Below are 1,618 nucleotides of genomic sequence, written 5' to 3'. Positions count from 1 at the left end.
CGTCTTAACTACGGTGGGCTTATTGATCCATTTCGTGAATGCGCGGAAGTACGTCAACTTGTTCTCGATGGTCCCCGGACTCTGCCCCTCTTTGTGCCACAGAGTCACGAGACCCTCGATGTGCTTTTCCCTGAGCGCATACGGCGTCTGTAGCGCGAAGCCGATCTGGCGCAGCTCGACGAACGACCGGCAAAGCGTGCGCAGTCGAAAGCTTTGCGTCTTTACTGATAGAGGCTTAGCGCTAACGCGCGTGCGACTGTGAACACGATTGACGTTGTTGGTGAAGATGAGTTCAAGGTGGGACCGGAAGTCGGGTGGAAGCTCGGGATAATCGGCAACGATGCCCTTCACATAGATGGTTACTGTCATGCAGATGCTTCTTCCTCGTTGGTTGATTGCAGTTTCATGGCCGCGAAGTAGATCGCTCGGCCCCTCTCGAACGCCCTCGCCAACTCACTTGAGCGCTGGAAGGCACCCGAGACCCCGCCGGGCGCGCAGGTGGCGAAAATCCATCCAGCTATCGCCGCATGCCGTATTGCCCTTCGCCGAGAGCGCATGTCGTCAAATCCGTAGCTAATCGACAGCCGCCACAGAGACCACGCGACTTCAGCTTCGAAGGCGTGATCTATCAGCGTGAAAGCCCGACGTCGTTGGATTTGCTTGGGGGCAGTCGAGCGGTGCGGTCTCTCGTTCCGAGTCGCATTGCTCCCGACCTGGCAGCGCTTCACTGCCACGGTAGCGACGCTCGGTACCTCGCCCCGCCTGGGCGTCCACACAGACAGCGCTCGCGCCAGCGCATCAGCGCCTGACGCGTCGATCACATCAGCAAGCATCAGCGCTCGCAGTCGTGCGGTACCAGCCCAGCGCATACGACGCAATGGCAACGTCGCTCGAGACGAGCTCCGATCGCGAAACGTAATTTTTCAGCGGCTTTAGCAAGCGCGTTCTCCATCTTTGCGAACGAGTCAGCGACCGTGCACACCCTGCGCGGTGCCATTCATTGCCCCTGCGCCGCAGACTTCGGGAGCCTATCCCCGAGTCTTGCCGCACAGCTGCTGCGTATCCCCGCCGGGTCCTGCCTTCCTGTCCTTTAGCGATTCCATCCGATAGCCCCGCACGTGGAAGAAACGTGCATCGACCTCCGTACTGCTGCGTGCTGCCAGTCGTCACGCTTCGCGTGTTGACCGCCGCTGATTTGCTGCCGGCGCACATCCAACGCGGACCCGCTTCGCGGAATCTCTCGTCGTCGTGTACTTCCTGCTGCTCCCAGCAGTCGAACCGTCGCACTAGGAGTGTGCGATTCGGCTATGCCGCTGCTACGGCTACCGCGCCGGCCAGCAACGCGCTGTCGCGCGCCGGTGTGCTTCGTCTTTGCGACGGCACGACCTCGGCCAAGTGCTCGGTAATCTCTTTGCGCTCGTTTTTTCCGGGTGCGCCGCCCGTTCGTCTTTCGTACAGAGATCAGCTTGCCGCGTCGGCCTAGCTGGTCTCCCATCCCCAAGCGCGTTCACTCGGTCGCGGTGTGTCGGACCTCATGCAACGTACCCAGCGTCGTGTGCTGTAAGGATGCGTCCATCGTCATTGAGTGCTGAAAAGCGGACCACGGATAAGTGTCCAT

Annotated in this window: 1 protein-coding gene; it reads right to left on the bottom strand. The window is 60.4% G+C overall.

Annotated elements, in window-relative coordinates; all coding sequences use genetic code 11:
• Positions 1-369 (bottom strand): phage integrase N-terminal domain-containing protein (locus tag AWB81_RS42755; protein WP_327373527.1); only part of this gene is annotated, 369 nt, incomplete at its 3' end.
• Between the last annotated feature and the right edge of the window lie 1,249 nt (positions 370-1,618).

It is taken from the genome of Caballeronia arationis, assembly GCF_001544975.2.
Classification (GTDB): Bacteria; Pseudomonadota; Gammaproteobacteria; order Burkholderiales; family Burkholderiaceae; genus Caballeronia; species Caballeronia arationis.
The sequence above is the reverse complement of the archived record's forward strand: the minus strand, read 5'-3'. Positions and strand labels throughout refer to the sequence as shown.